This is a genomic window from Halanaerobium saccharolyticum, from assembly GCF_004362045.1.
Taxonomy (GTDB): domain Bacteria; phylum Bacillota; class Halanaerobiia; order Halanaerobiales; family Halanaerobiaceae; genus Halanaerobium; species Halanaerobium saccharolyticum_C.
The window spans coordinates 14,576-38,039 of sequence record NZ_SNWX01000025.1; the positions used below are offsets into that span (position 1 = coordinate 14,576).

Genomic DNA, 23,464 nt, shown 5'->3' on the forward strand with positions numbered 1-23,464 from the left:
TTTAGCCCCTATCTTTTGCCAGCTGCATCAAAAAATCAAGATACTCATAAACTTCTCTACTTCCTTCTCCAGTCTGAGCGGAAAAGTAAGTAAAATTATCCTCTTCTGTCAAGTTTAGCTCCTTGTAAATTAATTTTTTTTGTTTAGCCTTTTTGTTATTTGATATTTTATCCACTTTAGTAGCAGCAATCCGATAGCTTAAACCACTGGCTTGAAGCCATTCGACCATCATTTTATCATCTTTAGTTGGTTTATGGCGGCAGTCAATAATCTGAACTACTCCAATTAAATTTTCCCTGTAATTTAAATAAGTATCAATTAATTCTGCCCAGTCGTCTTTAACCTTCTGCGGTACATTGGCAAAACCATAGCCAGGTAAATCTACTAAATAAAATTTATCTTCAATATTATAATAATTTAAGGATTGAGTTCTACCCGGAGTATTACTGGTCCTGGCCAGTTTTTTTTGTCTGGTGAGTCTATTGATCAAAGATGACTTACCTACATTAGAACGACCACTGAAAGCTACCTCAGGCTGCTGCAGCCTGGGGCAGTCTTCATATTTAAATACACTTGTATAAAATTCTGCATTACTAATCTGCATGATTCTCATCCTCTAATAATAAAAGATCCATTACCTCATCCATATGAGAGACAAAACTCACATTAAGATCTCTGGTGATTTCTTTTTCAATTTCTTTAAACATATTTTCGTTCTTTTTCGGTAAAATAAAGTTTTCTATTCCCGCTCTGCGTCCAGCAAGAATTTTAGTTTTCAAACCACCGATTGGAAGTACTCTTCCTCTTAAAGAAATTTCTCCAGTCATTGCATAATCTCCTCTAACCTTACGTCCGGTTAAAGCAGAAGCTAACGCAATAGCAATTGTGATACCTGCTGAAGGTCCATCCTTGGGAACTGCTCCCTGAGGAACATGAATATGAATATCATATTTCTTATAAAATCCATCACTTAAATTTAATTCATTCTGCTTGGAGCGAACATAACTTAAGGCTGCCTGTGCAGATTCTTTCATTACATCTCCTAAAGAACCAGTCAGAGTTAGCTCTCCTTTTCCAGGGACTACTGCAACCTCAATATCTAAAATATCTCCTCCAGCCTGATTATAGGCCAGACCGGTTGCCACTCCAACTCTATTCTCCAGATTAGTTTCCTGATGTTCATAATCAGGTAAGCCCAGATGTTTTTCCACACTATTGACTGCTACCAGAGCTTTGCGATCTCTTCCTTCCACAAATTCCTTGGCCACCTTACGAGTAATGGCAGCAAGTTTGCGCTCCAGATTTCTCACTCCAGCTTCCCTGGTATATTCCCTAATCACTTTTAAAATCGCATTGGAAGAAATGTTAATCTGATCTTCTTTTAAACCGTGATCTTCATAAATCTTGGGCAGCAGATGTCCCTCTGCAATTTTAAGCTTTTCATCCTCGGTATAGCCTGGAATCTCAATCAATTCCATTCGATCAAGCAGTGGTGCCGGAATTGTATGAGCCACATTGGCAGTTGTTACAAATAAAACCTGTGAAAGATCAAAAGGAACTTCCAGATAGTGATCACCAAACTCCTTGTTCTGCTCTGGATCCAGGACTTCAAGCAGGGCAGAAGCAGGATCACCTCTAAAATCAGAACTCATTTTATCAACCTCATCCAGCAGAAAAACCGGGTTTTTGCTGCCGGCATCACGCATTGCATTAATGATTCTTCCGGGACGAGAACCGATATAGGTTCGGCGGTGACCTCTAATCTCTGCCTCATCTCTAATTCCACCTAAGGAGAGGCGGACAAAATCTCTATCCAGAGCTCTGGCAATTGAACGTCCGAGAGAAGTTTTACCAACACCTGGTGCTCCTACCAGACATAAGATTGGACTCTTTTTGGCTGGAGCCATTTTGCGAACTGCCAGATATTCTAAAATCCTTTCTTTAACATCTTTCAGACCATAATGGTCTGCTTCTAAAATCTCCTCCGAATTCTTAATATCAATTTCATTATCTTTTTCATAATTCCAGGGAAGATCCAGAATACAATCCAGATAATTACGAATAACTGTGGCTTCCGGTGACATATTGGGAGTTCGATCAAGTTTCTCAATTTCCTCTTCAACCTTTTCAGCTACCTTTTCGGGTAAATCAGCTTCTTCCAGTTTTTCATAATAATCATCTATTTCGTCAGTTGTACTTTTATCTTCATCAAGTTCATCCTGAATAACTTTCATTTTTTCTCTTAAATAATATTCTTTTTGATTTTTTTCTACTTTCTTTTTGACTCTTTTATTTATATCCTGCTCAATTTTTAAAACTTCAATTTCATCCTGCAGCAGACTCAGCATTTTTTCTAAACGGACTATAATATCAGTTGCTTCTAATAATTCCTGCAGCTGCTTATATTTTAATTCAACCTGAGAAGAAATAACATCTGCCAGACGACCAGGATCTTCAATGTTGCTGACTGACATAATCGTTTCAGCAGGTAAATTGCGGTTATATTTAATGTACTCCTCAAATTCTTTAACTACTGTTCTCATTAAAGCCTTAACATCTGTAGTAACTTCAACTTTTTCTTCTGGTCGACTTGCTGCTTCTACCAGAAAATATTCTTCTGTATCAAGATATTCAATAACCTCAGCTCTTTCTAAACCTTCTACAACAACTTTAATCATTCCATTGGGAAGTTTAACCAATTGCTTAACTTCTGCAATTGTTCCAAAACTGTATATTTCATCAATTTCCGGTTCTTCTACTGTTTCATCCTTCTGGGCAGCTATAATAATTTTCTTTTCCTCCATCATTGCTTCCTCCAGAGCAGCAACAGACTTATCTCTGCCAACTAAAAGAGGAATTACCATATGTGGAAAAACAATTACCCCACGGGATGCCAGTAGAGGCAGCTCCATTACTTCTTTAATTTCATTTTCTTCAGCCATTAATTTTCACCTCTATCAATTATATTTAAATAACTAATTACTTATTGCTTATAATCTATTCTATTTTTATAATTCGGGATTACTTAACTTTCCCCTCCAATATTCTTCAAAAAAAACGAAAGAGATAATACCACTCACTCTTTAGGAGTAATATTATCTCTAGATCTTATCACAGCTTAATTTATCTTAAACAGTTTCTATTATTTAATCTTTTAGCTGTTAGGCGCTTTCTTCCTCTTCCAGAAGTTCATCTTCAATTTCCAGAATTGGATCAGCATTTTCTTCTATAACTTCCTTAGTAATAATACACTTTCTAATTTCAGGTCTTGATGGCAGTTCATACATAATATCTAAAACAGTATTTTCTACAACTGATCTCAAACCACGGGCTCCTGTGTCCCGCTCTAAGGCTTTAGAAGCGATTGCTATCAGAGCATCATCTGTAAATTCTAACTCAATATCATCCATGGCAAAGAACTTCTCATACTGCTTTACTAAAGCATTACGTGGTTCCTTCATAATCCGGACCATATCTTCTTCCTCAAGCTGATCTAAGGTTACCTGAACCGGCATTCTACCTATAAATTCAGGAATTAAACCATAGTGCAGTAAATCCTGAGGCTGAATATGCTTTAAAGTATCTCCAATATTTTTGTTTTCCTCTTTGGTTTTGATATCAGCACCAAAACCCATAACCTTTTCGCTGATCCGGGAGTCAATCAATTTCTCCAGCCCGTCAAAGGCTCCACCAGCGATAAAGAGAATATTTGTTGTATCTATCTGAATAAATTCCTGATGAGGATGTTTGCGTCCACCCTGGGGTGGAACACTGGCAACTGTACCTTCTATAATTTTAAGCAGTGCCTGCTGAACTCCCTCTCCAGACACATCTCTAGTAATAGATGTGTTTTCAGATTTGCGGGCAATTTTATCAATTTCATCAACATAAATAATACCTTTTTCTGCTTTTTCTACATCATAATCAGCAGCCTGAATTAACTTAAGCAGGATATTTTCCACATCTTCTCCTACATAACCGGCTTCTGTTAAGGAAGTAGCATCGGTTATCGCAATTGGTACATCTATTATCTTGGCCAGAGTTTGGGCCATTAGTGTTTTTCCACAGCCTGTTGGTCCAACCATCATAATATTACTTTTCTGCAGTTCTACATCATCAACCATCATATTAGAATTAACTCTTTTATAATGATTATAAACTGCTACGGAAAGTGATTTTTTAGCTCTTTCCTGACCAATTACATACTCATCTAAATATTTTTTTATTTCTTTAGGTTTCGGAACACTCTCAAACTCAAGATCCAGTTCCTCATCTAATTCTTCTTCTACAATTTCATTACAGAGTTCTATACATTCATCACAAATATAGACTCCTGGACCGGCAACTAATTTTTTGACCTGGTCCTGGCTCTTACCACAGAAGGAACATTTCAATTCCCCATCTTCGTGATCGTGGTCACCAAATTTAAACATTTTATCACCTCTTGGGCTAAATTACTTTTCATTTAATTCATTACGTGTAATTACTTCATCAATCAATCCATAATCTACAGCTTCTTCTGCAGTCATGAAATAGTCTTTTTCTACATCCTGAGCAATTTTTTCCGCACTCTGACCTGTATGGTCACTGAGAATTTGATTCAGTAATTCTCTAATTCTCATTAATTCTTTAATATGGATTTCGGCTTCAGTTGCCTTACCCTGTGCTCCACCAGCTGGCTGATGAATCATAACTCTTGCATAAGGAAGAGCATAGCGCTTACCATCTGCACCAGCAGCAAGCAGCAGTGCACCTGCACTTGCAGCCTGACCCATACCAATTGTCACTACATCAGGTTTAATATACTGCATTGTATCATACATTGCCAGAGCAGCTGTTACTGAACCACCTGGACTGTTAATATATAAATAAATATCTTTATCTGGATTATCTGCTTCTAAAAAAAGCAGTTGAGCAATAACAGTATTTGCCACATCATCTGTTACTGGAGAACCTAAAAATACAATTCTATCTTTTAAAAGTCGGGAATAAATATCATAAGATCTTTCCCCACGGTTGGTCTGTTCAACGACCATTGGAATTAGGCTCATAGTTTAAAACCTCCCTGAATTATTTTGTACCTATTTTTGGTACCTGGCACCCGAAAACGATTTTTGTACCTGGTACCTATAAATTATATCTAAAAACACATTGAAAAACAGTTAATGTTTAACAATCTAATCAAATATTAGTTGTTTTCTGTTAAGAAATCAATTGTCTTTTGTCTGATAATATCTTCTTTTAGCTGTGAAAGCTGGCCCTGCATCTGTAAAATAGCTTTTATTTGTTCAGGATCCTGATCATGCATTTCTGCAATTTCATTAACTTCTTCTTCAATTTCTTCCTCTGTTACTTCAATATTTTCAACATCGGCAATAGCTTCCAGAACAAGAAGTTCTTTTGCACGTTCAGAAGCTGTTTCTCTATTCTGTTCTCTCCAGGCATCTTCGTCCATACCCATATAATTCAGGTACTCTTCTATATCCATTCCCTGCTGGGAGATAGACTGTGTTAATCTCTGGAACATCTGATCCAGCTGTTCATCAACCAGAGTATCAGTCATATTTACTTCAGCGTTTTCGCTTGCCTTTTTAATAATCTCTTCTCTAAAGTTATTTTCTACAGATTCTTTCTTCTGTTCAGCAATTTCTTCTTCAATACTAACTCTTAATTGATCCATAGTCTCATAATCACTTGCTTCAACAGCAAAGTCATCATCAAGTTCAGGTCTTTCTTTAACTTTAATTTCTTTCAGAACAACATCAAAGGAAACATCTGCACCAGCAAGATCATCTGCCTGATAATCCTCGGGGAATGTAACCTCTACAGTTTTTTCTTCTCCTACTTTCATTCCAACTAACTGTTCCTCAAAACCCGGAATAAAGCTGCCGGAACCGATCTCTAAACTGTACTCTTCTGCAGAACCACCCGGGAATTCTTCACCATCTACATAACCGGTAAAGTCAATAATAGCAAAGTCACCTTCCTGCAGTTCTTCTCGCTCTGCAGTAACTAACTGGCTGTATTCATCCTGCATTTTTTCCAGACGCTGTTTGATTTCTTTTTCCTGAACTTCAGCATCTTCTTTTTCAATACCTAAATCTTTATATTCACCAAGCTCAACCTCTGGTTTTACTTCAACCATTGCGGTAAAAGTAGCAGGCTCTCCTTTGGAAATATAAAAATCTTCTATATCAGGCTGTGCTACTGGCTCAATATCAGCTTCTTCTACAGCTTCACTATATCCCTGTGGAATCAGAATATCAAGTGCATCTTTGTGCAGCACCTCTTCACCAAATCTCTGTTCAATAATTTTTCGAGGGGCCTTTCCTTTTCTAAAACCAGGAATTTCTATATCTTTAACCACCTGACGATATGCCTGTTCTAGAGCTTCATCTACCCGGTCACTTTCTATTTCAACGTCCAGTTTAACTTTATTACCTTCTAAAACTTCTTTTTTTACTTCCATTAATATTCCTCCTAACTGATATTTAAATAAAACTTTTTAAAAACTCTCTATATGTTAATAATCCCCGATCTGGCACCGGGCCAATATCGGGGGTCAATGACAGAATTATTAAATGGTGCGAAAGGTGGGACTCGAACCCACACGGGGATTGCCCACTAGATCCTAAATCTAGCGCGTCTGCCAATTCCGCCACTTTCGCAAGTAAATAATGCTGTGAGTGAAAATTAGTTTTTTCTTTTTCACAAAAAGCACATATAATGGTAGCATAGCTTTCTACTCTTGTCAAGGATTTTTTGTCAATTATCAAATTATCTTCGGTTTTTTATTGAATAAATATATAATCCCTGCCCTAAAATTTTCATCTTTTCAATTATATAATAAATGAAAGAAAATATCCAGTAAATTTTAAAAATAATTTATTCTATTTCAATATCTATAGTTTCTGACTCTGACTCCTTCCATTCACGAAAATTTTCAAGTTCCTGGGAAAGCTGTTTGAATGCCAGAATAAAAGCTGCTGCATCATCAGTAAAACCAACACCCGGCAAAAAATCAGGAATTAAATCGGTTGGTAAAATTAAATAAGCAAGAGCTGCAACAATCCAACCCACTGCTGCATCATTTAGTTTGAAATTTCCTTTTGAGTATTCACTTAACATTTCCAGCAGTTCAGTTACTTTATCAATAAAGGGAAGTTTATAATCTTTAGACTCAATAAAATTACGAGATTTATCCAGGATTTTACTCACACTCTGATGCCCTGTTCCCCATTTATTAGCCAGTCTACCCAGAAACGCCAGCAGTTGATTATCACTAAAATCTTTTTTCATGTTTTCACCACCAGTATCTAATGTTATTAACTCAGAAACTAAAGCTCTCAATTATTTTGAATTTAAATCACTTATGATTTTTCGGGTTTCATTAAAGATAAATCAATTTTTCTTTCTTTTAAGTTTAGAGCTCTATTTAATAATTCTTCCACAGCTGCAAATTTATCTACATACATTTCTTCTGTTGTAAATTTAGCATAATGCCGGTGTAGAAAATTATCAATTCCCATAAATAAAATTTCTGTAACTTCTTCCGGATAATCAGTTTCAAACTCTCCTCTTTCAACACCTTCTTTTACTATAGCTGTAAAAATAGGCATAAATTTATTCCAGAATTCCTTGTTTCTTTCTTTCATAAATTTAGCATTTTCATCAATCTTAAAAAATTCATATACCTTAAAATTACCTCTTCTGCTGAAAATCAGTCGTAAAATTACCTTTTCTAATTTTTCTAAAGAGGTCATTTCCTTACTTTTTAAAACATGTTTTGCCTTTTTTTCAGTCTTTCTATATCTTTTTTCCAATAGAGAAGAAATTATATCTTCTTTGGTATCGAAATAATAGTAAAATGTTCCCTTAGCAACTCCTGCCTTTTGTGCAATATCCTTAACAGTGGTCTTCTCAAAACCTTCCGCTATAAATAATTTTTCCGCTTCATTTAAAATTGTATTACGCCTCTTAAGCGATTTTTTTGTTTGCTTAGCCACTCTTAGTTACCCCCACTTGTTTTTTGACTTTTAGTCAGTATAGAGTGAATATATTATAGCATATCTTTTTATTAAATTAAAGAAATGTTGATAATATTATATATCCAGCCAGAGATTAAACCATTTTAGATATCTTAAATTCTTCCTCTAAGATTTCTTCAAGCTCAGATAAGGGAAGTGGTTTATAAAAATAATAGCCCTGAATCTGATCACAATTTAAATCTTTCATTGTTTTTAGCTGTTCGGCAGTTTCAATTCCTTCTGCAACTACTTTCAGCTTCATTTTATGGGAGAGGTCTATAATAGAATCGATTAATATCATATTTTTCTCATCATTTAATTTGTCGATAAATGATTTATCGATCTTAAGAGTATCAATTGGAAGTCTGCTTAAATAACTAAAAGAAGAATATCCTATTCCAAAATCATCCAGTGCAATTGAAAAACCAAGCCTTTTTAGCTGTTGAAGTATCTGGAGGGGATTTCCCCTATTGTCCAGCATTACATTTTCAGTTATTTCAAATTCCAGTAAATCTTTTTTTATTTGATACTGCTGCTGAAGTTTTTTTATCTTATTAATCTTCTGCTGATCATAAAGTTCCATTGGTGAGAGGTTAACAGAAAGACCGATTTGGCCCTTATATTTCTGCTGCCATTTTAAAAGCTGTTTAAAACCCTGTTCGAGAACCCAGTCTCCAATATCTATAATCAATCCTGTTTCTTCTGCCAGTTTAATAAATTTATAAGGGGATATCATTCCTCTATCTGGGTGCTGCCAGCGGATTAAAGCTTCCAGACCGCAGATTTTATGATCAGAACATCGGATTTTAGGTTGATAATATAACTCGAATTCTTCTTTTTTAATTGCAGTTCTTAAATCTCTTTTTAAATTTTCTAATTCCAGTTTATCCAGAAACAGATAGTGATTATAAATCTGAAATCCTTTATTTCCCGAATCACATTTACTTGCTGCCAGCTGAGAGGCCGAAATTAATGTTTCAACATCTCTTCCAGAATCAGGATAAGTGGAAATACCTATTTTTAAATCGATAAAATAGTCAATCTCGTCTTTATTCCAGAGATTATTGATTTTATCAATAATTTTATTAGCTTCTTCTTGATAAACAATATTTTTACCTGGATTATTGTAAACTAAAATGAATTTATTATAATTATAACTGTAAAGTTTACAATCATGATGATTACAAATATCATTTTTTAAAGTTTTAGCTATTTTTTTAATGAGGTCACTACCATGGGTATAGCCTCTAATTTCTGTCAAATTATCAATATCACTTAGATCAAGATAAAAAACGGCGAAAGTAAACTGGATTCTATTTTTTTGACTATTTTCAATTTTATTGGATAAATCATGATAAAGAGATCTCTTATTGGGGAGTGAAGTTAAATTATCGAAATACGCCTGTTGATAAAGTTTTTGTTCTTTTTCTGTAATCTCTTTAAGATTAGTTTTTAGAAGAAAGTATAGAAAAATTCCTGTAACAAATATAAAAATAATACCTTTAATAGATTGAAAACTCTGATAAAAATTCAGATCATTAATCATATAACCCGCCAGGATATCAGAAAACAGAATCCAGAGTATACCAAAAATAAAATAAGCTAAAACAATATTCTTAATCGGTCGAGATTTTTTTCCCATCTTTATCTCTCCTAAGTTTTCAATCTAGGCAAAATGTTTCAGTTAGAACTTTAAATCATTAACTGAATTTATAACTTCCTATCTAATCTCTGAACTTAAGTTAATTATATCTTTTTTAAAAGTTATTAGTCAAGATTATTAATAAGAAATAGAAAAAAAGCTGCAAAATAGCCATAAAATTTAATCTAAAAATAAAAAAAATACATCCTAATAGATGTATTAAATGGGGTGGATGATGGGGCTTGAACCCACGGCCTCAGGAGCCACAATCCTGCGCTCTAGCCAACTGAGCTACATCCACCATATTAGGTTGTTGTGAGTTTTAAATGGCGCGCCCGACAGGATTCGAACCTGTGGCCTACGGATTAGAAGTCCGTTGCTCTATCCTGGCTGAGCTACGGGCGCAATAAAATAAAATGGAGCGGGAAACGAGACTCGAACTCGCGACCCTCAGCTTGGAAGGCTGATGCTCTAGCCAACTGAGCTACTCCCGCTCAAAAATTTTCTATAATTTAAAATGGTCGGAGCGAAAGGATTTGAACCTTCGACCCCCTGCTCCCAAAGCAGGTGCGCTACCAAACTGCGCCACGCTCCGACGTGTTTTGTGCCCCAAAAATTAATAACTTTTTTCGCGGCGACAATTAATAGTATATAGTAAATGCCGCTTTCGGTCAAAGAAGAAAACGGCACTTATATGGCTTTAGATTGATTTAAACTTCTAAAACTTCTTTTTACTAGTTATAACTCTCTTTTATTCTAGTTTTCATTTTCTGAAGAGCCCGACCTCGATGACTAATTTTATTCTTTTCTTCCTGACTAATCTGAGCCATTGTCTTATCATATTCCGGAAGATAAAATATTGGATCATAGCCAAATCCATTTTCTCCTGCTGGTTCTTTTGCAATTATACCTTCACATTTACCTTTAACAGTAATTTCTATATTTCGGAAAGGATCTACAAGTGCAATTACTGAAATAAAGGCTGCTTTTCTTTTCGCCTCCGGCTGTCCTTTTAAAAGTTCCAGAACTTTTAAATATTTTTCTTGATCATTTAAATCAGCTCCACCAAAACGAGCAGAATAAATTCCCGGTGCCCCATCTAAATACTCAACCGAAAGCCCTGAATCATCAGCAAGTACAATCTCATTTAATTCTTCAGCCCGCTGCCTGGCTTTTTTTAATGCATTCTCTTGATAGCTTTTTCCATCTTCTATAACTTCTGGCAGTTCTAATTCCGGATCCAGACCCTCAAAATCAAATTCCAAATCCGAAAAAAAAGCTTTGATTTCTTCTATTTTGTGCTGGTTTCCACTTCCAATAACAATTTTCCTCATTTTACTTACCAACCAGAGCCAGTTTTTGTTCTTCAATAAGTTCCAGAATCCCTTTTTCTGCCAGATCATATAGTTGATCTAACTCTTCTCTACTAAAGGGATGCTCTTCTGCGGTCCCCTGAATTTCTATAATTTCTCCAGCCTCAGTCATTGCAATATTCATATCAACCTGAGCTTTAAAGTCTTCTTCATAGCATAAATCGAGCATTGGAGTTCCCTCAACTATCCCTACACTTGTTGCTGCCATAAATCCCTGGAGAGGGTTTTCACTTAACTTTCCTTCGTCAATCATAAAATTAATTGCATCCACTAAAGCAACATAAGCACCGGTAATTGAAGCAGTTCTGGTCCCTCCATCAGCCTGGAGAACATCACAGTCAACCCAGATGGTTCTTTCTCCCATTTTATCCAGATCGATAATCGCTCTTAAACTTCTTCCAATTAAACGCTGAATTTCCTGAGTTCTGCCGCTCAATTTTCGTTTGGCAGCTTCTCTAATATTTCTATCCTGAGTTGCTCTCGGTAATAAAGAGTACTCCGCAGTCAACCAGCCCTTATTCTGGCCTCTTAAAAAATAAGGGACACTATCCTCTATAGATACATTACATAAAACCATGGTGTCACCAGTCTCAACTAAAACAGAACCCTCAGCATACTTGGTGTAATTCCTTGTTATTTCCACATCTCTTAATTGATTAACTTTTCTTCCATCTGTACGCATTATATACTTTCCTCCCAGTTGTATTCTTTGCTAAATATATTTTCTTCTTTAAAATTTAAAACTTCTAAACCTAAAAATTTACGGCCATGCTCTAAAAACCTTCTTGATATTCTGGAACGATCACTCACTATAAATCTATGCCTGGGATGTTCTAGGGATGATTTTTTAAGCAGATCTATTTCAGTTAAATTATCTCGCACTTCAACTGCCATTTCGTGAGCAGGATTGATTAAGGTAACCCTGCTCCCCATTATTTCGGACAAGAGAGGACTTAAATAAGGAAAATGAGTACAGCCCAGAATCAAAGAATCGACCTCAGCCTCGATTAAAGGTAAAAGATAATTGCGGGCAGTTTTTTCTACCTCTGCTCCATCAAATTTACCCTGCTCTACTAAATCAACAAATTTCGGACAGGCTTCAGCATATAGTTCAGCTCTATTATTTAGATTTAAAATTTCATTTTGATAGGCAAAACTATTAACTGTACCCTCTGTCCCAATCACTGCTATTTTTTGCCTGGCACTTATATCTACTGCTTTTAAGGCAGCACTTTTGATCATGCCAAAGATAGGTATCTCAAATTTTTTTTGAACATGGTCTAAAGCTGCAGATGTAGCAGTATTACAGGCAATAACAACTGCTTTAACATTTTTTTTATTAATTAAATACTTTATTATTTTTTCTACATATTCCCTGACTAAGTTTAAATCTTTTGGTCCATAGGGAAGATGCAGAGTATCACCATAATAAATAATATCTTCTTTCGGCAGCAGTCTAAAAATTTCGCGAGCAACTGTCAGGCCGCCAACACCTGAATCTAATAATCCTATTGCTCTACTTGAATCTTCCAACAAAACCAACTCCTATCTCGATCATTAATTACCCTCAGTCAGTTTTTGATTGTACATCAAGGGACGGCTTAAGTCAAGATGTCCGACCAGACTTTCCACCTCTTCTCCCTCCAGCAGTATTTTTACCCTCTCAACCTCGGAGAGGGCTGTGTAAGAATTTACAATAGAATACACTGTCAGCCTTTCGCCAGTACTTCCTCCCCAGTGGTTATCTTTCAGGGCTCGATTAAAATTCAGGGTTAATAGTTGATCGTCAAGCTGATAATCAATTAATTGACTGCCTTCAGGAATTGTTTTTGTTAAATTATCACTTTCTGGGCCAGCTTTAAGTTCTTCAAATATTTGAAGATATATATCAATATCTGGATCCAGGGTTCTACTTTCCGCCTGCAGATAACTGGCATTGTCAGCTGCAAAATAAACTTTTATTTTTTTCTCTAATAGATAATTATTGTAGCCAAGAAAAATAAGATATAATACTGCTGCAGTCAGCAGTAAAATCCTGAAAATAAGCAGCCCTTTTCTTTTCTGATCAGCACTTAACATTTTTGCAGACATATTATTTACCCCCGCTTTCTTCCAGGTAATCAAGTATTCCATCCACAATTAAAGCTGCTGCTTTATGCTGAAAATCCTGGCTTTTTAAAAGTTTTTCCTCAAGAGGATTACTTAAAAAGGCAACTTCAATTAAAGCTGAAGGCATATTAGTATATTTAATTACATAAAAATTACTTTCTTTAATTCCCCGGTCGAAAATGCCTAAGTTTCTACCTAACTTATCATGTATTTTTTCAGCTAAAAGTCTATTCTGGTTATTACTGCTTTGATTATAATATGTTTCTACTCCTCCAGTTTGAGAATTGTTAAAAGAATTAGCGTGAATGCTTACAAAAAGATCTGCATTTTTATTATTTGCAAATTTAACTCTCTGCTGTAAAGAAAGAAATTTATCAGAGCTTCTTGTCAAAAGCACTTTATGCTTTTTATCAGCAAGTAACCTCGCTATTTCTCTGGCTATAGCCAGATTAGGTATTTTTTCTTCAAATCCATTTGCTCCTATTGCACCAGGATCAAATCCTCCGTGACCGGCATCAACAACTATTAAATGACTTTTAATTTTCTGATCCTGTTTCATTTCCTTACTTAAGAATTCCTTAGCAAGAGCTATTTTAATTCCCTTCCCACTCTGATAAGATTTCACTTTATGACTGTAGTATTCATTTAGTTCAAAAACCAGTCTTGTAACTTCTTCTCCTTCCAGCTGATAATTGCTGCTTCTAATATCTTTAATTAATGAGCTTTTTTCAATTGAATTAAAGTTACTTAAATTATTTAATGTGTTTTTGAAATCAACAACAATCCGGTGAGGATAATTAAACTTCTTAACCTCGTACTCAGCCTGAGATTCCATTAATATATTTAAATACTGATAATCATGATTATCCTTAGTTGTTATCTTTGAGAATTTATTTTTTAAATTAACTGTATAATAATAGAGACCATTTTTTTGTTTTTCCACCCAGTTATAGCCAGTTAGTTCTTCTAGATCAGCAACAATCCTTACTGTCTGCTCATCAAATCTTGCCGTTCTCAGACTTTTAATCTGAGAATTATTAACTTCAATTTTGTCGACTATGCCACTACCCCTATTAACATGATAGAGATTCATAACTAATCTGGGTGGTGACTTAAGCAAAAACAGCTCTGGATTTAAAGCAGAAGAAGATGTAAAACTAAAACTTCCAGCTGCATATTCCAGGTTACTAATTTCGGAGCGCTGACCTGGTTTAAATGTCAGCAGATTATTTTTTTCCCGCTGGACAGGTTTAAATATATCACCATTGGCCATTGTGGCCTCAATTCTTAGAATAACCGGATCCAGATCATGCTGAGTTACTTTAATATCCTTAATTAAAGGATGATCTTCAATCTGCTGATCAAAATTACCGATTACCACTGAAGGAATATCAATAATCATTTTTCTACTATCAGAAAGATATTTAGTTTTAGCCTCAGGAATTTTACCTGTTGCTTCTACTCTTAAAAGATTGTTTTCATTAATTGTAATATCTTTTAACTGCGGTAAAAAACTCAGCACAAGCGAATCTTCGTGTTCGTAAACCCCTCCGTCAATTTGAAAAGGAATTGGAGTTTTACTTTTAATAACCAATCTTAACAAAGCTCGATCGGGAACATTTATCACTTTCAGATAATAATTGTTATTAGAGATATTATCGCTAAATTCCTGATCTATTTTCGCCTTATCAATCTCTATTGTTATTTTAGTTCCATCCTCACTATGTAAAACTCTATAAGGTGTAATCTCATCCATTTTTATCATGAGTTGATTACCATCTTCCTGCCAGGAAACATTTTTAATTGTTGTTTCTGGCTGAAAAATATATAATTCTTCGTTATCCCTCTGGTACTCAAGCAAATATCCAAATGCCTCAATAGATTTTGCCAGGGGAATATAAGCCTGATTATCAACAAGCTGCAGACCAGCCTCAGTTCTGATTGCATCATTTTCAATCTGAATATAACGACTGTTGGCCATAATTTTAATTGTAACACCCTGAGATTCCATTTCCAGTGATTTTAAAGCAGGTCTCCAGGTTAACTCTGCATCCAGAAGTTCTGCCAGGTCCCTTGCTCTGATAAGAAGCTCACCCTCACGGCTGATAGTTTTAATTTGAGAAGAAATATCCTGACCATTAAAATAAATTGTATTTTGAGCTGCTGCACTATTAGTTAAAATCAAAGATAATAAAATTATTACTACGATTATAGCTGTAAACTTTTTGAGCACTGACAAGGAAACCCCTCCTTACTTCTAAATGTAATTAATATCGCTGAACTCCAGTTCTACCTTATTTAAAAGGCTGTCAGCAGAATAACTTTCTGCCGCCAGCGTTTTTTTGTCAATTTTTTCTAGTGGTAAATAGATATTAAAACAGCTGTAAATACCATAAATGCTGTCTAAAGTTATTTTCCCACCGTGCATTTCCACAATAGATTTAACCAGAGATAATCCTATACCACTACCTTCTCTTTTTTTGTTGAAATTTTGATCAACCTGTCTAAACTGTTCAAATATAATATCCTGATTCTCTTTTTTGATTCCTATTCCGGTATCTCTGAGAGATATTTTAACCTGAGCTTCCTCTTTTTCAATTCTTAATAAAATTTCATCTCCTTCTGCTGTAAATTTTACAGCATTTGAGATTAAATTTAAAATTACTCTTTCTATATTAAAAGGATCACAGGCAATAATTTGGGAATCCAGCTCACTTTCAAAACGAAAGTTTCTATTTTTTGCCTCCAGATAATCTCCAGTACTTTTAACTACTGATTTCACAAGCTCTATAATATCAAAATTACCTCGATGCAGCTGAAAAGTATTAACATCAATTTTAGTTAGATCAATTAAATTATTAACCAGGCGCAAAAGTCTAAACCCATTATTTCTGATTGAGCTTAAATATTTATCAAATTGATTATTCTGTTGGGCCTCTGAATTCTGAAGTTTATATTCCAGCAGCTGCAGACTTGAAAAAATTAAGTTTAATGGAGTTTTCAGTTCATGAGAAATATTGGCGAAAAACTGAGTTCTTAGCTCACTATATTTCAATTCTTCTTTCTGATTTTCTATTCTTTTTCTGGTCCTTATCTTTTCGCTGATATCCTGAGCAATAGAAATAATCTCCAGTACCTTATCGTTTTTATCTTTTATCAAAGCAGTATTCCACTCACAGTAAAGTTCGCTGCCGTCTTTTGCTATATTTTTATTAATGTTATAACTTTTTTTCTCTTCAAAAACATTCTCTATTACATCTGTAATTTCAGCATAGGATTCCTCTGCCACAATAAGATTAAAGTTTTTATTTACAACCTCTTCTTTCTGCCAGCCAAAAATCTCCTCCGCCTTATCATTCCAGTCAATAATATTGGTTTTCCTGTCTGAAACAACAAAAGCCAGAGGTGCTTTTTTAAAAATACTGCTGTATCTTTTTTTGTTCCTATAAAATCTCTCTTCTTTTTTTATTTCAGCAGTAATATCCTCTGCCAGACAGAGTAAATAATCAACTTCACCATCCTGATTATGATGAGGTATTGTATCAACCTCAATTATGTGTAATTCTGTATTTATTTCAATTTCCATTTTAGCACTTTTGCGTAAACCCTCTTCAAAAATTTTCTGATTAAACTTTTTAACTTTTTCTATTTCATCTTGATCCAGGATAACTGATATTGATTGGCCTTCCAATTCGTAAATTTCACAGGAACAAAAATCAGCCATTTTTTGATTAACAGGACCAAAACGAGTGGGATTAAAAAAAATATAGGCCATTTTATTTAGATTATTAAAAAGAAAATCAAAGTGAGGTGAAATTCCCTGCATCCTATCTCCCCCGATAAGTATCGTTAATTATTTAAGTTATTAAAAACTTGCTGTAAATCAGCCTCTATTTTTTCCAGACCAAGCAGTTTGAATTTAGAGCTAAGCCCTGCCGCCTTTTCGAAAAGCTGCTGATTAATATTTAGCTGCAGAGTCAAATATCCAGACTGCAGACTATAATTATCATCTGAATCTAAAATCTCTTCTATAAAATCCTGCCTTCTCTGCTCAGACATTTCAGAATCAGCTAAAAATTTAAGCTCAATGTATTTTTCCTGCAGACTATCTTTAAATACTGCTGGACTATCCACTGCTATTACCTGACCCTGATTAATGAAAGCTATTCGATCACAGAGGCGATCTGCCTCTTCCAGATAATGAGTGCACAGAATGACAGTTTTTCCTTCTTTTTTTAAATCCAGAACTTTTTCTCTAATTATTTCAGCGGAAATAGGATCAAGACCCCCTGTAGCTTCATCAAGTATTAAAATTTCCGGCTCAGCCAGCAGAGCTCTGCAGATCATCAGTCTCTTTTTCATTCCTTTAGAAAATTTCTTAACCTCTTTTCTGGCAGCATCCTGAAGCTGATATTCAGTCAGCAGTTCCTGCACCTTCTCACTGCCTATCTTATTGATTCCAGCAAATAATTTAAGATTATCCAGTGCATTAAGGCGCAGATATAAATTGCTTTCCTCAAAAACAACTCCTATTTTTGCCTTCAGCCAGGCCGGAAGCTGTTTATCAATTTCTACTCCCATAATTTTGATGCTTCCCCGATCAGCATTTAAAAGCCCGGTCAATATTTTAAGGGTGGTTGTTTTACCGGCACCATTAGGACCAAGCAGCCCGACTATCTCTCCTTTATTTATCTGAAGATTAATTCCCTGGAGAGCTTTAAAACCAGAAAAAGTTTTTTCTAAATTATTAATCTCAATTATTGGTTCACTCATCCTGATCATCTCTATCGGCAGCCTGATCATCATTTAAGGCACTCTTATAATCCCAGAAGATTTGAAAGTCATCATTAATTTTTCTGAGATAAACATCTTTTTCGGATCTCTCTTCCCGCTGTCCCAGACGATTAAATTTTAGCAGATAACTTACCTGGAGCTTGTAATAGCGGCCGAAATCTTCTGCATAATCAAATTTGTCCTTAATTTTTTCAAATTCAATTTCCTCAGCTGTACCTACTTCAATTTCTGTATATTCCAGTTCGTATTTTTCAAAATTATGCTGCTGAAATTTCAGATAATCTTCTTCGGCAAGTATTCTTTTTAATTCGGCAGCAAAATTATTATAAACCTCTTCAAAATTCTCTGCTGCATAATTAGCATAAATGTATTCTGTAAAGTCTTCAGGACTTTTAAAGCTTTCCGCCTGAACAAAAGGAGTGGCTAAAAATATCAACAGAACTACTAAAAAAATAATTTTATTATTCAACAATAGAATCAGCCTTTCTGATATAGATCAAAATAATAAGATAAAAAATAATGGCAAATAAAAATAAAATCGATAATTCTAAGCTTAAATTACTATTTCCTCCCTGATAAACCAGAACTTTGTCCAGAGCCTGATAAAGATAATGGGTTGGGAAAAACAGAGCTAATTTTTGAGTTAATGGAGAAACATCTGCAACCAGAGCTGGAAAAATAATTGGAAAATAAATCACAGTCGAAATTGATCTGGAAGAAGATTGAGAGCTGCTTAAAAGACTGATGATTAATCCCAGACCGCTAAAAACAAAGGCAGCCAGGGAAACAATTATAAAGGCAAGTAATAATCTATTAAGTCCAATTGTAAGAACTCCATTTAAAGCCCCCATTAAAACTGTGGTAATTAAAGTTAAAATCCAGGCAAATACGGTTTTAGCAGCTATTACCTGATAAATATTTACTCTGCTCACAAGTAAAGCTGACAGAGTTTTATTATCCTTTTCTTCGGATAAAGAAGCAGAAATTAACATTAAGCCGATCATGGTAATTGTCACAGTTAACCAGACCGGTAAAATAGAACTGCTGGCTTTAAAATCTGCAGCAGGTTTAAAATTAAATTGTGGTCCACTATCTAAATTATGATAGCTGGCTAATATCTGGGAAATATTTTCTCTTAAAATAAAAAAATTAACCGAGTTTCTGCTGTCCAGATATATTTGATAGCGGTCTTCTATCTCTGCTGCTTCCGGATTATAATTAAGCGCAGCGTCAATATTACCTGCAGCTGTATCTGCCCTACCAGCTTCTATATTCGCATATTCTTCGATTTCAAAGTTTTGAAAATTATTATTGATAAATGATATAAGTTCCTTGCTTTCCTGTCCACTTACTGCCAGTTCGAAATTACGCACCAGCTGCTGTGAACTGACCAGAGAAAACATTAATGAAGCAAAAAGCGGCAGCATAATAATCATCAAGGCAGTTCTGTTTTTTAAAGATTCTTTTAAATCTTTTTTAACTAATAAAAGTATAATCTTTAGATTTCCTATAATATTAGACATTATTACTCCCCTATTAACTTAAAATTTATTATTCTAATCACCTGTAAAAGAAGGGAGAAATCAGATTGATTCTCCCTTCAATTTTATCTTCTTATTTTTATGGAGCCATTCTGTCAAAAAAGTAAACGATAGCCCATACTATAACCACAATTCCTACTATTTCTGCCACAATAAAAACCCCCTTTCACTTTCATAGATAAAGTTATCACCTTAACAGATAAACTTAACAAATATTTTAATAAATCTAGTGTTATATACTCAAACTTCGCACTTGTAAAAGTGCTTTTGCACCTTGAAATTTCAATATTATTTAGCAAAAAAATAGCATGAAACCCCCGTTTTTGGTATAATTGAATAGCAACAAACAAAAAACCATAACGGAGGTTCATGCTATGAAAATTATACCACAAATTTACCAGAATGATAAGAGAATTTTTTCTACTGTCTCAACTTTTTTTAAAAAATATCGAGTTGCTTCTGTACTAAAGGCTGCAAATGCCTATAAATCTAAAGGGATACCGACACTTTCAATCTTTTTCTATCTGTTTTCTCTGATTTTTGATAATCGTTCCATGTATATGGATATTTTAACAGGAAAAAACGAAAAAGACTTTGCCAAAGATACTGTTTATCGCTTTATGAAATCTATCAACATCAACTGGATACAGTTCACAACTCTTTTAGCTGGTAGAATCATTGATGACAGTATTGAACATTTAACAAAAAATGATCGTGTAAATGTCCTGATTATTGATGATACAACCTTTGAGCGTTCAAGATCCAAAAAGGTTGAGTTGCTCTCTAAAATATATGACCATGCAAAAAAGCAGTACAAATTTGGATTTAGACTACTTACTCTAGGCTGGTCAGATGGAAACACCTTTTTGCCAGTTAATGGCTGTCTGCTTTCTACAAAGAATTCTAAAAACCGCATTAATGAAGCAGCTGAAGTTGACAAACGGACTGTTGGATATGCCAGAAGAAAACTTGCTCAGACTAAAGCCCCTAAAGTTATGCTTGAACTGCTTGAAGCTGCTAAAAAAGCGGCTATTCCAGCATCTCATGTGCTTTTTGATACCTGGTTTTGTTCACCATCTTCCCTGATTGCTGTCAAAAATATTGGTTATGATGTAATAGCCATGGCCAAAAAAACATCAAAAGTTCATTATCTTTACAATGGTAAAATGCAGCCTTTGACAAAGATCTTTAGAGAAAACAGAAAACGTCGTGGCAGATCTCGTTATCTCTTATCAGTGGAAGTAACTATAGTTAAGGGTGAACAATCCATTCCTGCCCGTATTGTCTATGTTCGCAACCGAAACAAAAGAAATGAATATCTTGCTCTAATAACTACTGACATGAACTTAACTGAAGAAGAAGTTATCAGAATTTACGGCAAACGCTGGGAGATAGAAGTATTCTTTAAGGTTTGCAAGTCATATTTAAAACTGAGTAAAGAATGTAGATCATTATCGTATGATGCTATGACAGCTCATGCAGCAATAGTTTTTACCAGATATATGTTGCTGTCAGTAGAAAACAGAAAATATGCAGATGACAGAACACTTGGTCAAATGTTTTATCTTCTGGTTGATGAAATGGCAGATATCAGCTGGATTCAGGCTATACATATGTTGATGGAAGTTTTTATTACTACAATTAAAGATAAATTATCATTAACTACAAAACAGCTGGATCAGCTTTTAGAAGCATTTATCATGGCGCTTCCAGAAAACTTAGTAGAACATCTTCCAATTTCTGCCTAAAACAGTGAAAATCACATTACTTTAATTCTGCTAAATATTGAAATTTCAAGGTGCAAAAGAGTTATTTATGTGCGAAGTTTGAGTTATATATATATTTATTCTCTAAAAACTGCCATAATCCTTTTTATTCAGGCAGGGAAATAGGGTTTTATGCGAAATTATCAAAAATTTTAGCCATAATTTTTTTATTGTGTTATAATATTAGCCGGAGGTTGAATAAAAAGTGAAAAAATTACTGACAATATTTCTGGTTTTTTTTAAAATTGGATCATTTACCTTTGGTGGTGGTTATGCAATGCTGCCAATAATTAAAAGAGAATTGGTAGATAATTTAGGCTGGATTAAAGAAAATGATATCTACAATTATTATGCAATTGGTCAGAGCACTCCCGGTATCATAGCAGTTAATACTGCAACAATGACCGGCTACAGCCTCTGCGGTGTTAAAGGTGCACTGGCAGCAACTTCTGGTTTTATCATGCCCTCACTTATTATTATAACTCTTATTGCCTCATTTTTTAAGCGTTTTCAGCAAATTAATCTTTTTCAGCATGCTTTTGCAGCTATTCAGGTTGCAGTAGTGGCCTTAATTATTGATATAGTAATTAAAATGTGGCAGAAATCAGATAAAAGTAAAATTAGTTTGCTCATATTTTTACTTGCCTTTTTACTGCTGGTAATCTTTGATCTATCACCGGTTTTTGTTATTCTGGGGTCTGCAGCAGCCGGTATTTCAATCCAATATTATAGAGGTAATCTCCAGTCTGCCTATCACAACTACCACAACCAGAATCAGGAAAGTGATAAATAATGATCTATCTTATTTTATTTTTAGAATTCTTTAAAGTTGGTCTGTTTGCACTGGGAGGTGGACTGGCTGCTCTCCCCTTTTTACAGGATTTAATCGCAAAATACGGCTGGATGACCGCTGCCGAACTGCTGAATATGATTGCTATTTCAGAATCAACACCGGGAGCAATTGGAATTAATACAGCCACCTTTATTGGTAATAATACTGCTGGAATTACGGGTGGAATTATTGCGACAGCTGGTCTCGCAGCTCCATCAATTATTATAATTACGATCATTGCTCATTATTTTGAAAGCTTTAATCAGCACCCCCTGGTAAAATCAGCATTTAGCGGCATTAGACCTGCAGTGGCAGGATTAATTGGCTCAGCTGCCTTTGAGCTGGCCCGGGGAGGAATTTTTAATCTAAATAATTTACAGTTAAATAATAATCTGCTTCAATTTTTTGATTTCAAATCATTATTATTATTAATTATTATTTTTGCAGCAATTCGTAAATTTAAAAAACACCCCATATTTTACATAATGGCAGCAGCACTGATCGGTATTATTTTTAAATTTTAATATATCTTTAAAAATTATTGTCTCTTTTAAACTTGCAGATGATAATTTTTTGTATTATAATTGGTATAGACCACATGTTGTATATTCCTATTCTAGGAGGCAAAATTATGCAGGAAATTAATAAAAAAAGTCCTTTACCCCTTTATTATCAGCTCAAAGAAAGTATTCTTAATGCAGTTAAAAATAAAGAGTTTGAGGTGGGTGATCGGCTGCCATCAGAAAGAGAACTGGCTGAATATCATAATATCAGTCGGATGACGGTTAAAAAGGCAGTTGATATCCTGGTTGATAATGGCTATCTGATTAGAAAACAGGGGAGCGGCACCTTTGTCAGCGATTATCAGCAGAGCTGCAGCATTTCTCCCCTTTTGAGTTTTACTAAAGAAATGGAGAAAAAAGGGTTAAACTATACTACCAGAATTTTAAATTTTGCTAAAATCAAAGAAAAAAAAATTGCTGTAAAAATGAACCTGAATCCTGAAGCGGATCTTTTCAAGCTGGAAAGACTCAGATTAATAGAAAATAAACCTTTTCTGCTGGAAAACACCTATTTAGCTGTAGAACATTTTAGCGATTTAAAAAAAGATGAACTAAAAAACAATTCTCTATTTAAGCTTATTAAAAACAAATATAATATCCAGCTGAGTAATGCAGAAGCAGAAATTGAAGCCGTTATTTTGGATGGCGATATTGCAGATAAAATGCAGGTCAAGGAGGGACTGCTCGGACTCTACTTTGAGCAGTTCAGTAAAAATGAAAATGCTGAAATAATAGAATATACCTCAGCTTATTACAGAAATGATAACTACAAATTTAAATTTAATTTTGATTTAGATTAATTTTAAAATTATTATAA

Annotated in this window: 21 protein-coding genes and 5 tRNA genes; 4 read left to right on the plus strand and 22 right to left on the minus strand. The window is 34.6% G+C overall.

Annotated features, from left to right (window positions below):
- Position 1: 1 nt before the first annotated feature.
- From yihA to DFR79_RS12530, 22 genes are all read right to left on the minus strand, one after another.
- A complete protein-coding gene (gene yihA / locus DFR79_RS12425; RefSeq protein ID WP_133515803.1) occupies positions 2–604 on the minus strand; it encodes a ribosome biogenesis GTP-binding protein YihA/YsxC in 603 nt (200 codons plus the stop codon).
- Positions 594–2,942 (minus strand): endopeptidase La, encoded by a 2,349-nt coding sequence (gene lon / locus DFR79_RS12430; protein ID WP_133515804.1) that lies wholly within the window; start codon positions 2,940–2,942, stop codon positions 594–596. The genes yihA and lon overlap by 11 nt, the downstream gene beginning before the upstream one ends.
- Before the next feature lie 219 nt (positions 2,943–3,161).
- Positions 3,162–4,433, minus strand: a complete 1,272-nt coding sequence (gene clpX / locus DFR79_RS12435; protein ID WP_133515805.1) for an ATP-dependent Clp protease ATP-binding subunit ClpX — start codon at positions 4,431–4,433, stop codon at positions 3,162–3,164.
- Between the two features lie 21 nt (positions 4,434–4,454).
- Positions 4,455–5,051: an ATP-dependent Clp endopeptidase proteolytic subunit ClpP gene (gene clpP, locus DFR79_RS12440; RefSeq protein WP_133515806.1), complete on the minus strand. Its 597-nt coding sequence runs from the start codon at positions 5,049–5,051 to the stop codon at positions 4,455–4,457.
- Positions 5,052–5,188: 137 nt separating this feature from the next.
- Positions 5,189–6,469 carry a trigger factor gene (gene tig, locus DFR79_RS12445; protein WP_133515807.1) on the minus strand — a complete coding sequence of 427 codons (1,281 nt, stop codon included), beginning with the start codon at positions 6,467–6,469 and terminating at the stop codon, positions 5,189–5,191.
- A 113-nt stretch (positions 6,470–6,582) separates the two neighbouring features.
- Positions 6,583–6,668, minus strand: a tRNA-Leu gene (locus DFR79_RS12450).
- Between the two features lie 217 nt (positions 6,669–6,885).
- Positions 6,886–7,299: a YkvA family protein gene (locus DFR79_RS12455; protein WP_133515829.1), complete on the minus strand. Its 414-nt coding sequence runs from the start codon at positions 7,297–7,299 to the stop codon at positions 6,886–6,888.
- A gap of 71 nt (positions 7,300–7,370) precedes the next feature.
- Positions 7,371–8,006: a TetR/AcrR family transcriptional regulator gene (locus DFR79_RS12460; protein WP_133515808.1), complete on the minus strand. Its 636-nt coding sequence runs from the start codon at positions 8,004–8,006 to the stop codon at positions 7,371–7,373.
- 115 nt (positions 8,007–8,121) lie between these two features.
- Positions 8,122–9,669, minus strand: coding sequence for a putative bifunctional diguanylate cyclase/phosphodiesterase (locus DFR79_RS12465; RefSeq protein WP_243727791.1), 1,548 nt, complete (start codon positions 9,667–9,669; stop codon positions 8,122–8,124).
- A gap of 224 nt (positions 9,670–9,893) precedes the next feature.
- Positions 9,894–9,970: transfer RNA gene (locus DFR79_RS12470), tRNA-His, on the minus strand.
- Positions 9,971–9,996: 26 nt separating this feature from the next.
- Positions 9,997–10,074: transfer RNA gene (locus tag DFR79_RS12475), tRNA-Arg, on the minus strand.
- Between the two features lie 12 nt (positions 10,075–10,086).
- Positions 10,087–10,163: transfer RNA gene (locus DFR79_RS12480), tRNA-Gly, on the minus strand.
- 24 nt (positions 10,164–10,187) lie between these two features.
- A tRNA-Pro gene (locus tag DFR79_RS12485) sits at positions 10,188–10,264 on the minus strand.
- A 139-nt stretch (positions 10,265–10,403) separates the two neighbouring features.
- The gene (locus tag DFR79_RS12490) at positions 10,404–11,003 is read right to left on the minus strand and encodes an XTP/dITP diphosphatase (RefSeq protein WP_133515831.1); all 600 of its coding nucleotides are present in this window, start codon (positions 11,001–11,003) and stop codon (positions 10,404–10,406) included.
- Between the two features lies 1 nt (position 11,004).
- Positions 11,005–11,724 (minus strand): ribonuclease PH, encoded by a 720-nt coding sequence (gene rph / locus DFR79_RS12495; RefSeq protein ID WP_133515809.1) that lies wholly within the window; start codon positions 11,722–11,724, stop codon positions 11,005–11,007.
- The gene (gene murI / locus DFR79_RS12500; RefSeq protein ID WP_133515810.1) at positions 11,724–12,575 is read right to left on the minus strand and encodes a glutamate racemase; all 852 of its coding nucleotides are present in this window, start codon (positions 12,573–12,575) and stop codon (positions 11,724–11,726) included. The genes rph and murI overlap by 1 nt, the downstream gene beginning before the upstream one ends.
- Before the next feature lie 24 nt (positions 12,576–12,599).
- Positions 12,600–13,133 (minus strand): GerMN domain-containing protein, encoded by a 534-nt coding sequence (locus DFR79_RS12505; RefSeq protein WP_133515811.1) that lies wholly within the window; start codon positions 13,131–13,133, stop codon positions 12,600–12,602.
- Position 13,134: 1 nt separating this feature from the next.
- Positions 13,135–15,384, minus strand: coding sequence for an N-acetylmuramoyl-L-alanine amidase family protein (locus DFR79_RS12510; RefSeq protein ID WP_243727793.1), 2,250 nt, complete (start codon positions 15,382–15,384; stop codon positions 13,135–13,137).
- Positions 15,385–15,408: 24 nt separating this feature from the next.
- Positions 15,409–16,977: a sensor histidine kinase gene (locus DFR79_RS12515; protein ID WP_133515813.1), complete on the minus strand. Its 1,569-nt coding sequence runs from the start codon at positions 16,975–16,977 to the stop codon at positions 15,409–15,411.
- Positions 16,978–17,000: 23 nt separating this feature from the next.
- Entirely contained in the window at positions 17,001–17,957 is a 957-nt protein-coding gene (locus DFR79_RS12520) for an ABC transporter ATP-binding protein (RefSeq protein ID WP_243727792.1), read from the minus strand.
- Positions 17,917–18,414 carry a hypothetical protein gene (locus DFR79_RS12525; RefSeq protein ID WP_166638051.1) on the minus strand — a complete coding sequence of 166 codons (498 nt, stop codon included), beginning with the start codon at positions 18,412–18,414 and terminating at the stop codon, positions 17,917–17,919. The genes DFR79_RS12520 and DFR79_RS12525 overlap by 41 nt, the downstream gene beginning before the upstream one ends.
- Entirely contained in the window at positions 18,407–19,468 is a 1,062-nt protein-coding gene (locus DFR79_RS12530) for an ABC transporter permease (RefSeq protein ID WP_133515814.1), read from the minus strand. Before DFR79_RS12530 ends, DFR79_RS12525 begins: the two co-directional genes overlap by 8 nt.
- Before the next feature lie 392 nt (positions 19,469–19,860).
- On the opposite strand from DFR79_RS12530, the gene DFR79_RS12535 reads away from it, so the two are divergent.
- From DFR79_RS12535 to DFR79_RS12550, 4 genes are all read left to right on the plus strand, one after another.
- A complete protein-coding gene (locus DFR79_RS12535) occupies positions 19,861–21,234 on the plus strand; it encodes an IS4 family transposase (protein ID WP_133515815.1) in 1,374 nt (457 codons plus the stop codon).
- A gap of 223 nt (positions 21,235–21,457) precedes the next feature.
- Positions 21,458–22,045 (plus strand): chromate transporter, encoded by a 588-nt coding sequence (locus DFR79_RS12540; protein WP_133515816.1) that lies wholly within the window; start codon positions 21,458–21,460, stop codon positions 22,043–22,045.
- A complete protein-coding gene (locus DFR79_RS12545) occupies positions 22,045–22,608 on the plus strand; it encodes a chromate transporter (RefSeq protein ID WP_133515817.1) in 564 nt (187 codons plus the stop codon). The genes DFR79_RS12540 and DFR79_RS12545 overlap by 1 nt, the downstream gene beginning before the upstream one ends.
- Before the next feature lie 107 nt (positions 22,609–22,715).
- Positions 22,716–23,447, plus strand: coding sequence for a GntR family transcriptional regulator (locus DFR79_RS12550; protein ID WP_133515818.1), 732 nt, complete (start codon positions 22,716–22,718; stop codon positions 23,445–23,447).
- The last annotated feature ends 17 nt before the right edge of the window (positions 23,448–23,464 follow it).

Excerpts from the sequence above, each read along its gene's own strand:
- yihA (WP_133515803.1), bottom strand. The coding sequence starts at position 604 with ATGCAGATTAGTAATGCAGAATTTTATACAAGTGTATTTAAATATGAA.
- lon (WP_133515804.1), bottom strand. The coding sequence starts at position 2,942 with ATGGCTGAAGAAAATGAAATTAAAGAAGTAATGGAGCTGCCTCTACTG.
- clpX (WP_133515805.1), bottom strand. The coding sequence starts at position 4,433 with ATGTTTAAATTTGGTGACCACGATCACGAAGATGGGGAATTGAAATGT.
- clpP (WP_133515806.1), bottom strand. The coding sequence starts at position 5,051 with ATGAGCCTAATTCCAATGGTCGTTGAACAGACCAACCGTGGGGAAAGA.
- tig (WP_133515807.1), bottom strand. The coding sequence starts at position 6,469 with ATGGAAGTAAAAAAAGAAGTTTTAGAAGGTAATAAAGTTAAACTGGAC.
- DFR79_RS12455 (WP_133515829.1), bottom strand. The coding sequence starts at position 7,299 with ATGAAAAAAGATTTTAGTGATAATCAACTGCTGGCGTTTCTGGGTAGA.
- DFR79_RS12465 (WP_243727791.1), bottom strand. The coding sequence starts at position 9,669 with ATGGGAAAAAAATCTCGACCGATTAAGAATATTGTTTTAGCTTATTTT.
- DFR79_RS12490 (WP_133515831.1), bottom strand. The coding sequence starts at position 11,003 with ATGAGGAAAATTGTTATTGGAAGTGGAAACCAGCACAAAATAGAAGAA.
- rph (WP_133515809.1), bottom strand. The coding sequence starts at position 11,724 with ATGCGTACAGATGGAAGAAAAGTTAATCAATTAAGAGATGTGGAAATA.
- DFR79_RS12505 (WP_133515811.1), bottom strand. The coding sequence starts at position 13,133 with ATGTCTGCAAAAATGTTAAGTGCTGATCAGAAAAGAAAAGGGCTGCTT.
- DFR79_RS12515 (WP_133515813.1), bottom strand. The coding sequence starts at position 16,977 with ATGCAGGGAATTTCACCTCACTTTGATTTTCTTTTTAATAATCTAAAT.
- DFR79_RS12520 (WP_243727792.1), bottom strand. The coding sequence starts at position 17,957 with ATGATGATCAGGCTGCCGATAGAGATGATCAGGATGAGTGAACCAATA.
- DFR79_RS12530 (WP_133515814.1), bottom strand. The coding sequence starts at position 19,468 with ATGTCTAATATTATAGGAAATCTAAAGATTATACTTTTATTAGTTAAA.
- DFR79_RS12535 (WP_133515815.1), top strand. The coding sequence starts at position 19,861 with ATGAAAATTATACCACAAATTTACCAGAATGATAAGAGAATTTTTTCT.
- DFR79_RS12545 (WP_133515817.1), top strand. The coding sequence starts at position 22,045 with ATGATCTATCTTATTTTATTTTTAGAATTCTTTAAAGTTGGTCTGTTT.
- DFR79_RS12550 (WP_133515818.1), top strand. The coding sequence starts at position 22,716 with ATGCAGGAAATTAATAAAAAAAGTCCTTTACCCCTTTATTATCAGCTC.